Here is a 7,894-nt window from a genome sequence, read left to right on the forward strand (position 1 = left end):
CACGGAGCAAAGAAACTGATTACTGTGACGTCCATAGCTGTTGAACGCCTTTTGTCTCGAAATGAATTTCGATCACACCGCGCTGGCCTACCGATGAAAATTGATGGGCAGTCGATTGTTGCGTGTTGGATTGAAGTCTAGCAACAAGATGACTCATGGATTTGGAATACGAGATTTCACTTTTAAGGAATGCCCATGCCAAACGTTTCAATAGCAAACATAGACAACAATGCTTCTATCGGAGCAGGCGCATTTATTTCGTCGTTGTGGGTGGATCTCTTTCCCGCTGGTCTAGTAGAAGAATTAAGCGAACATCCATTTTTAACGGGTTGCAGACGCAGAATAGTGACAAAAGCAGCACTCACTAGCTTCCTCGTGCAGCATCAATACTACTCAAGCCATTTCACCCGCTATCTATGCGCAATGATGGCATCATTACCATCCAGTAACGATATGCGAGAAATATCCGCTAATCTCTTTGAAGAAATGGGATTGAATACATCCGAAAAAATCACGCATTCTGAACTTTACAATATTACCTTGTCTGATCTCGGGGTGCGACCGGATTCCGAGCCTCTGCTTCAGGAGACCAAGCGGCTCCAAGATACCATGTACCATTATTGCCGGAGTTCTGATCCGCTTGATGGTCTTTCAGCATTGTGCTTAGGCGCTGAGGCAATTGTGCCTATTATTTATGGGGCAGTAATAGATGGGCTGCATGGGAGCGGTGAGAGCGGGTCTAGTTTGTATTATTTCCAGTTACATGTTAGCGAAGATGAAAACCACGCGCTCACGATGCGACGGATCATCGACCGGATTCTCATAGAACGCCCCTATAAGCGCAGGATGGTACATGCGATAGCTGAAGACTTGGTGAGGCAGCGCATGGATCTGATGACCGCAGTGCTTATAGTATAGGAGGGAATATGAACGCGCCAGCCGACGTAATGAAGCCAGATGACCGCTCGTTTGATTCAAGGGATTTTTGGAGGGTTAGCCGATCGATAATCTCAAAACTCCCGGATACGCTCCATCATCCAGGCGTGTGTACTAGCCAGAATGCCGGAGCTAAGCACTTTTCTGATGAGCGTAAACACCCTGTTTATTTGGTCGATCTTCCAACAAAGTCTATAAGTATGACCATAGGTATTATTCAACCAGGACAGCATACAAATCGGCATCGCCATAACTATGAGTCCGTAATTTACGTCGTGAAGGGAGAAGGTACTACGTTCATTGAGGACCACGAGATTATTTGGAAGGCCGGTGACGCAATATATATACCTGTATGGGCGTGGCATCATCACAAAAATAACAGTACCAACGTATCGTGCCAGTATGTTGCATGCGAGAATGCTCCACTGCTACAGAATCTCGGGGGTATTGCTGTGCGCGAAGAGACGGATGAGCTTTGACAGTTCTACTCAGTAATGTGGTGTAAAATACGCTCATGGCGCCAACACACCACCCAGAAGGACGATTGCACAACTACAAAAGCAATTAAAGGGAGCTTGAGCAAATTCTATCAACTAGTTTACCAGGGAGTTCCAGATGCATGATCCTATTGTTTATGAGGCGGAGTACGATGACGATAAGTACTGGGAACGGGTCAATCGGAATCTAGGATGGCTTGGAAACAGCGAGGCCGAACAAAGAGAGCGCCAAAGTATGATAAAAAATGTTACAGTTGGGGTAGCAGGCACTGGGGGCATAGGTGGTGCTACTGCGGAAAGGCTGGCGCGGATGGGAGTAACGCACCTTAAGGTCGCTGATCCGGAGGTTTTTGATCTTTCAAACTGAAGTTTAGACATGTATGAACTAGAGTTCCGTATCTATGCCAAATAATTTCCAGAATTCAGTCTGTCCGGTACTGGATACAGAGACTTTTCGGTCACCAGTTTTTTTCTTTATCCATCCCATCTCCTGTAACCGCGCCATCATCGCGGCTCCTAATGCTCCGCCAATATGAGGACGTCGCTCGCTCCAGTCGATACAACGTCGGGCAAAATGCCGCTGCTGTTGGCGGAGTGCTGTAATATCCAGACCGAGATCTTTGAATCTGGCTTCCCCCGCTCCCGTAACGTGAAAATCCCGCTCTTGCAAGATTATCCATTCCTTTTCCTGGAGCGCGTCCGCCAATGATACTGCAATGCGCCCAGCCAGATGATCGTAACAACTCCGTGCAACGTGCAATCGATCGATCGTAGTACGGTCCCTCCGATCTCTTATCGGTGGCAGGCTAGACAAAGCTAATAAATTCTCGATGGCATCAACAACAGTTGGGTTGGCCAATCGGTAGTAACGATAGCGCAGACAACGTTCCACCACCAGCAATTCCGCCTGGACCATAAGTGCCAGATGATGACTAGCGGTTTGTGGAGTAATTCCGGCTCGGTATGCCAATTCACTGGCTGGTAACGCAACACCGCCCGCCAGAGCATAGACCATGGTCATACGGGTTGGCACCGCTAGCAATGCAGCGGTTTTCGTAACATCCATACGCTCGGCGCTCTCCTTATTGCACATTTCGATGATCATGGAAGCAGGGCGACAAGTCAACATGGTATACTTACCGCCATCTGCTCAACGAACTTTGGAGGACACCGTGATCTTGTGCCTTGTGACCATAAACCACCATGACAGACATGAATTCAAATGACTAACCAACCTAGTCGTTCAACTATCACACTGATCGCTGTCTGCTTCGGGCTGTTTATGATTCAACTCGACCTTACTGTGGTGAATGTCGCGCTCAAAAGCATTCAGGATAATCTGCATGCAGGCATCACGGCCCTGCAATGGGTGGTCGATGCCTATGCCATTTTGTTCTCCAGCCTGATGCTGACGACCGGCGATCTGGGCGATCTTTTTGGCCGCCGCCGGATGTATATCGGCGGAATGGTGCTTTTCGTGCTGGGGTCCATCTCCTGCGCAGTGGCGCCTTCCTATGCGTTTTTAATCGGCGCGAGAAGCCTGCAGGGGCTTGGTGCCGCTGCCGCATTACCCAACTCGCTGGCTATTCTGAGAAACGTTTTTCCCGACGCCCGGCTACGCGCGCGGGCCATCGGCTGGTGGGCAGGCGTGTCGGGTCTTGCGGTGGTCGCGGGGCCGACTCTGGGGGGATTTCTGGTCGGAGCCTTTGGTTGGCGCTCCGTGTTCTGGATCAACGTGCCGGTAGGGGTTCTGGGTCTTTGGCTGGCCATCGGATTTGTCACGGAGTCTTCCCATCCACAGGGACGGAAGCTGGATATCTGGGGACAGATTCTTGCTGCTTCCGCACTGGCCAGCCTTATTTTCGCCATCATTGAGGGTCAGCCCCTCGGCTGGGGGAATGTCCCGGTCATTGCCGCATTCGTGTGGGCGGGAATGAGCGGTGTGGCCCTGTGCTTGGTGGAACGACGCCATGCCCATCCTATGCTGGACTTCCGGTTTTTCCGGCAACCGGTATTCACCGCAGCCAATGCGGCTTCTGGTCTCATGAATTTTGGCGTGTTCGCGACGCTGTTCGCGTTCAGCTTATACCTGCTGCGTATCCAGCAATTGTCGCCCGAACAGGTGGGTCTACGCCTGGCCGTGATGTTTGCGCCGTTCGCCTTGAGCTTGCCCTTTGGTGGCCGCATCACCGGGCATTTTGGCAGCCGTTACCCTGCCGCGCTCGGTTTGGGCGCCACGGGAGCGGGGATGCTGTTGCTCTCATGGGTGCCTAAAGTGCCGGACGAAGCACTGATGTACTCTGCGCTGTTGGTCATTGGCTTGGGTCTAGCGGCGGCAACGCCCGCTTTGGTGGCTTCCGCCATTGGTGCTCTGCCCCCGGAAAGATCAGGGGCCGCCTCCGCGTTCAACAACACCAGCCGTCAGGCTGGCGGCGCTTTGGGCGTGGCGCTATTGGGTGGGCTGGTCGGCGTCGACGCATCCATATCCACCGCTGGCGTTGAGACCGCCATTCAGGGCAGTGCTGCCGCGTTGTTGCTGGCTGGATTTGTTTCATGGCGGTTTATTCGCCGCGAGTGAAAATGCGCAGTTCACTGAGCGTGGTGTCTTCACCTCGCAAGGAGCGAGTCTGCTGGGCATCGACCCTCTCGGCGGAACTGGTACATTACCCGAATGAAGGCGCAAGGACAGGAGGATTTCTGCGCAGGCGATCAGGATTTCGATGATGCCACAGGCAAGTATCCGGTTGGCGTCTATGCCCTCGGGCGGGATAGTATGTACTGCCGGAGGGGACCAAGAGCTGAAGATGGCATAATCCAGGTTCAGCGAGGAGTTCGCCGAGCCGCAACAGCGGCTTATCCATGCTTCTTCACTATTACTTGGCATTCATGGCCAGATGCCGGACCAAATGGTACACTTACGTCGCATTCTAAAATGTAAGGCACGGTAGGGCGCACAACGGCACCAAGGTAATGACAACCATCCGCAACTTGGACCACTGATGCAAACCTATAAAATCCGCCGTATTTTAGGAACCCGAAAGAATGGCGTCACACTGCCATCCCTATGCACGTTGGAAGCCGCGCTGAAGTTTGACAGTCCAGAGTCTCCCCACTGCGTCTACAACGAATACGTCGCCCATCGCCTCGCGCAAACTTTGCATGCGCCAGTAGCCGAAGGGGTGCTCACCACTACCGGTGACGGCCAAGTTTATGCGAGTCTCCTGTTGCATTCTCCGGGAATTAACCTGCCAGACGTGCTTGATCCGCAGCTCGATCGTATCGCTCAGATGTACCCGAATATGGTGGCCGCCCTGGTGGCCTTCGACCTCTTTATCGGCAACGGGGATCGTGCCCGCAATCTGAAGGCGGCCCTGGTCACTCCTCATGTGCGGCTCTTCGCCGCTTTCGATCACAGTCATGCCCTGCTTGGGGTCGAAAGCAATCCGACGAATAGCATCCGTAAATTGGCCGAGGGGGACCTCATCGTGCGTCGCCATCCCTTTTATGGGCGTGTCCAGGCCGTTTTCCTGGAAGGCTGGATCAGCCGCATCGTGGCATTGCCTGATGACTATATCCGGGAGTGCTGCCGAATGGGTAAGCCCTTCCGGGCCGTGTCCGAAGAGTTGCAACAATTCCTCGCTGACGCAATGATTAAGCGGAAAGCAGCACTCCCCGTCATCGTGCAAGGGCATGCCAGTTTCATCAGGAGTCGCCCATGATCGTGGAATACCGCCTCTTGCAGTATCGAGAGCATCCAGAGCGCCAGGAGGGCCGCAACTTCGCGCTGCTGGCGAGGGCTGGCGGCCAGACCCATGTGCGCGCCATCGGAATGAAGCGGAATGGTTTCATTGATCTGAATTATTATCGGGCGATCGCGCCTCGCCAGATTCAGGAGCACTGGGTGTTCGGGGAGTGGTTGCAGTGGTTACAAGACATCGCCACCTGGGACGGCGCTTGGAACTCCGATAACCCTCTCGTTGATACGTTGTTTGCCAGCCTTGCTGCTCAGGAACGGCAAATTGTGGCAACCGCACCGCGCACCGAGGAATGGTCAGGATCCCACGATGTGGAGGTCATGCTGGATAACCTTGAAGATCGCCTGATCGGCACGATGACCAAGCCGCCAGAGAAACCCTTCTCTGAATGGATTGAGGATGCCTTACTCACGTCAGAACTGGTGTATCGCAAGGGCTTCTCCCGAGAGGTTGAGGTGTCCTTTGATTTGCCAGGAGGCAGGCCTTTTGTAACTACTTTCCCCTACGCCATCATCGAAGAGCCTCGTATGGGATTCAAGGCCATTGCGTTTCATGGAGCGAAAAAAGACATCCAGCAAAAGGTCAATGATGCCCTGCTCAGTTTTCAGCGAGCCGTAGAGTCCGGGTTTCTGGTAAAAGAACGATGTATCGTCCTCACGCAGACCATCCCCAAGGTCAATAAAATCTATGCCGAGGGGTTGGAGGAGATGGCGCAATTGGTGAATGTAACTGCTAAGGATGCGCCGGATCGCCTGCGGACGTTAGCCGCTTAATTGGTGGCGGACACGGCTGATGGGGGCTCAATGTCTGGCGCACAACAGGCCGCTGCCCAACGCCATTTCTCCAGGCAGGGCAGCCGCTTTATTGCCAACTCGGCCTGTGCCGCACTGCGATGGTCAGGATAGGCCCGGCGGGCGAGCACTCGTACTGGTGGATTCATGCGCGTATATCTGGCCCCCTTGCCGGTCACATGCTGCTGATAGCGTTTTTCGACATCCAGCGCGATACCGGTGTATAGACCGCCACCCCGGCACTCGATCAGATACAGCCACCACGTCCTATCGGCTGGCAACTTTGACCTCTACTTCGGCGGTGAGCCTCGGGTCAATCATTTGGAGATATTTGACGGCCGTGTAGTCGGTGATCCCAAAGGCCTTGACCAGCACCTTGGGGTGCCGTAACCCCCCGAGATAGGCGTAGTAAATGGCGGTAGTAAACAGACTGTCTGCCGTCACACCCTGTTTTTTGAGATAATAGCTGACCATGGCTTCGTGCAGGTGGCCACCATGCCGACGCCCAGGAAAGAGCCAGTCGGTGTCATCGGTCTCTTCCATGGTCGCCAGCGCGCGACGCTGCTCCAAGTAGCGTGCCAGGAGATGGCCCACGCGCGGGTCCAGGGTAATCTCGGTGCGACCGAAAATCACCCGATACATCCCGTCCGTGGCGCCCTGCGCCAGATCGGTTAAGCGCAACCGGACGAGGCGTTTGGCGGGTTGTGCATACAGCAGCATGAGCGTGCTGATCAGGGATGCCTTGAGTACATCGTCTGCGGGGTTGAGCCAGGCGCGGAGCAGGCCGGCATAACGATCCCGGTCCAGAATAAGCCCTTTGGGCAGATTGCGTTGCACGGACTCGATCTTGAGCTTGCGGAAGAGTTTTTCCTTGCGGTTCAGAAAGCGCACGAAGGCGCGGATGCCGTCCCGATAACCGGGGTGCTCCACCAAAAAACGGTCCAGTTGCATCTGCTGAATTTGCTGCACCCCGGCCGCCGGGCCGACCTCCAGAAAATCCAGGAATACTTTCGCCGCCCGTAGCGCGGTGGTTACGGTGCGCGGCACGAAACGCTGTTGCTTGCCTTGCCACCCCCGGGTCCGGTAGCGGGCATTGATTTCCGCAAGGTGGGCGTGAAAACGCCGGAGCAACCCCGCATACCATTGGCCGTCAGATGCCGTCAGCAATGCGATCTGCGCGGCTTCGGCGCTGGCCGCCTGCAGGGTTTCATCGCTAAAGGCGGGTACGATGCCATGACGTATCAGATAACTCTGTGGCACCGCATAACGGCGCAACCCTTCCCGACCCAGAGCCATAATGAGCTTTTCGGCGGTGATGTCGCCGGGGGTGGTGAACAGGGTATCGAGCTTCGCGAAGTACAGAAAATATTTTTCCAGGCGCATAGCCGCTGGCTGGGCGCCGACGCGTTCCCGCAATTCCAGCGTAAATCCTGAGAAGGCTTCCTTGGCCCAAGGACGGGACAAGAGTGCTGTGGCGCTGCTCATGCGCCTTTCGACAGCATCTTTCCAATAGCACGCCTCGCAGCGGGTTTTGCTGTGGGCGCGCCCTTCCTGACCGCATTGCGGGCAGATGAAGGGGCCTGTGCGTTCCAGACATTGCTTGCAGACAATGCGCCCCTGCCCATCCGGTCCTGCAGGACGCCGATGCTTGCCGCAGGAAGGACAGGTGATATAACTTTTGCGCCGACAATGGTTGCAGACAGGCTCCGTGAATCCCTCCTGGAAATCCCGAGAGAGCCGCAGACTTTTCTGCCCACAGACCGCGCAAGGCCGGGGTTCTTTGTAGTAACGCACACAGGAGGGGCACACCGCCCCTTCCTCCACCGTGAGGCCGGCACGGGGTACGGGTTTGCCACAGCGGACACAGTGCCGATCATGGGCCTTGCAGGAACGACAGGTCACCGGTGTTTTGCCG

9 protein-coding genes are annotated in these 7,894 nt (G+C 54.9%); 6 read left to right on the forward strand and 3 right to left on the reverse strand.

Going from position 1 to position 7,894, the window contains the following annotated elements; genetic code table 11:
- Window positions 1-195 precede the first annotated feature (195 nt).
- The 3 genes from AC2VLY_RS03505 to AC2VLY_RS03515 all read left to right on the forward strand — a co-directional run bounded on the left by AC2VLY_RS03505 (window position 196) and on the right by AC2VLY_RS03515 (window position 1,800).
- Window positions 196-918 carry an iron-containing redox enzyme family protein gene (locus tag AC2VLY_RS03505; protein ID WP_486894203.1) on the forward strand — a complete coding sequence of 241 codons (723 nt, stop codon included), beginning with the start codon at window positions 196-198 and terminating at the stop codon, window positions 916-918.
- 29 nt (window positions 919-947) lie between these two features.
- Window positions 948-1,415: a cupin domain-containing protein gene (locus AC2VLY_RS03510; protein WP_486894211.1), complete on the forward strand. Its 468-nt coding sequence runs from the start codon at window positions 948-950 to the stop codon at window positions 1,413-1,415.
- 136 nt (window positions 1,416-1,551) lie between these two features.
- Complete coding sequence (locus tag AC2VLY_RS03515) at window positions 1,552-1,800, forward strand: ThiF family adenylyltransferase (RefSeq protein ID WP_486894204.1); 249 nt, start codon at window positions 1,552-1,554, stop codon at window positions 1,798-1,800.
- Window positions 1,801-1,818: 18 nt separating this feature from the next.
- Here AC2VLY_RS03515 and AC2VLY_RS03520 read toward each other — a convergent pair whose 3' ends face one another.
- Window positions 1,819-2,499: an ArsR/SmtB family transcription factor gene (locus tag AC2VLY_RS03520; protein WP_486894205.1), complete on the reverse strand. Its 681-nt coding sequence runs from the start codon at window positions 2,497-2,499 to the stop codon at window positions 1,819-1,821.
- Window positions 2,500-2,655: 156 nt separating this feature from the next.
- Here AC2VLY_RS03520 and AC2VLY_RS03525 point away from each other — a divergent pair, with 156 nt between their 5' ends.
- The 3 genes from AC2VLY_RS03525 (at window position 2,656) to AC2VLY_RS03535 (ending at window position 5,961) form a co-directional block, all read left to right on the forward strand.
- Window positions 2,656-4,011, forward strand: coding sequence for an MFS transporter (locus AC2VLY_RS03525; protein WP_486894206.1), 1,356 nt, complete (start codon window positions 2,656-2,658; stop codon window positions 4,009-4,011).
- 421 nt (window positions 4,012-4,432) lie between these two features.
- On the forward strand, window positions 4,433-5,152 hold the full coding sequence (locus tag AC2VLY_RS03530) for a hypothetical protein (protein ID WP_486894207.1): 720 nt from the start codon (window positions 4,433-4,435) through the stop codon (window positions 5,150-5,152).
- Window positions 5,149-5,961 carry a hypothetical protein gene (locus AC2VLY_RS03535; protein ID WP_486894208.1) on the forward strand — a complete coding sequence of 271 codons (813 nt, stop codon included), beginning with the start codon at window positions 5,149-5,151 and terminating at the stop codon, window positions 5,959-5,961. Before AC2VLY_RS03530 ends, AC2VLY_RS03535 begins: the two co-directional genes overlap by 4 nt.
- On the opposite strand, the gene AC2VLY_RS03540 is transcribed toward AC2VLY_RS03535, so the two are convergent.
- Window positions 5,958-6,260: a GIY-YIG nuclease family protein gene (locus tag AC2VLY_RS03540; RefSeq protein WP_486894209.1), complete on the reverse strand. Its 303-nt coding sequence runs from the start codon at window positions 6,258-6,260 to the stop codon at window positions 5,958-5,960. The two genes, AC2VLY_RS03535 and AC2VLY_RS03540, sit on opposite strands and share 4 nt — an antisense overlap.
- Window positions 6,247-7,894 (reverse strand): hypothetical protein (locus tag AC2VLY_RS03545; RefSeq protein WP_486894210.1); only part of this gene is annotated, 1,648 nt, incomplete at its 5' end. The genes AC2VLY_RS03540 and AC2VLY_RS03545, both read right to left, overlap by 14 nt.

Source organism: Acidithiobacillus sp. TH-A36, assembly GCF_057473445.1.

Coding starts and splice junctions, on each gene's coding strand:
- AC2VLY_RS03505 (WP_486894203.1), top strand. CDS start 196: ATGCCAAACGTTTCAATAGCAAACATAGACAACAATGCTTCTATCGGA.
- AC2VLY_RS03510 (WP_486894211.1), top strand. CDS start 948: ATGAAGCCAGATGACCGCTCGTTTGATTCAAGGGATTTTTGGAGGGTT.
- AC2VLY_RS03515 (WP_486894204.1), top strand. CDS start 1,552: ATGCATGATCCTATTGTTTATGAGGCGGAGTACGATGACGATAAGTAC.
- AC2VLY_RS03520 (WP_486894205.1), bottom strand. CDS start 2,499: ATGGATGTTACGAAAACCGCTGCATTGCTAGCGGTGCCAACCCGTATG.
- AC2VLY_RS03525 (WP_486894206.1), top strand. CDS start 2,656: ATGACTAACCAACCTAGTCGTTCAACTATCACACTGATCGCTGTCTGC.
- AC2VLY_RS03530 (WP_486894207.1), top strand. CDS start 4,433: ATGCAAACCTATAAAATCCGCCGTATTTTAGGAACCCGAAAGAATGGC.
- AC2VLY_RS03535 (WP_486894208.1), top strand. CDS start 5,149: ATGATCGTGGAATACCGCCTCTTGCAGTATCGAGAGCATCCAGAGCGC.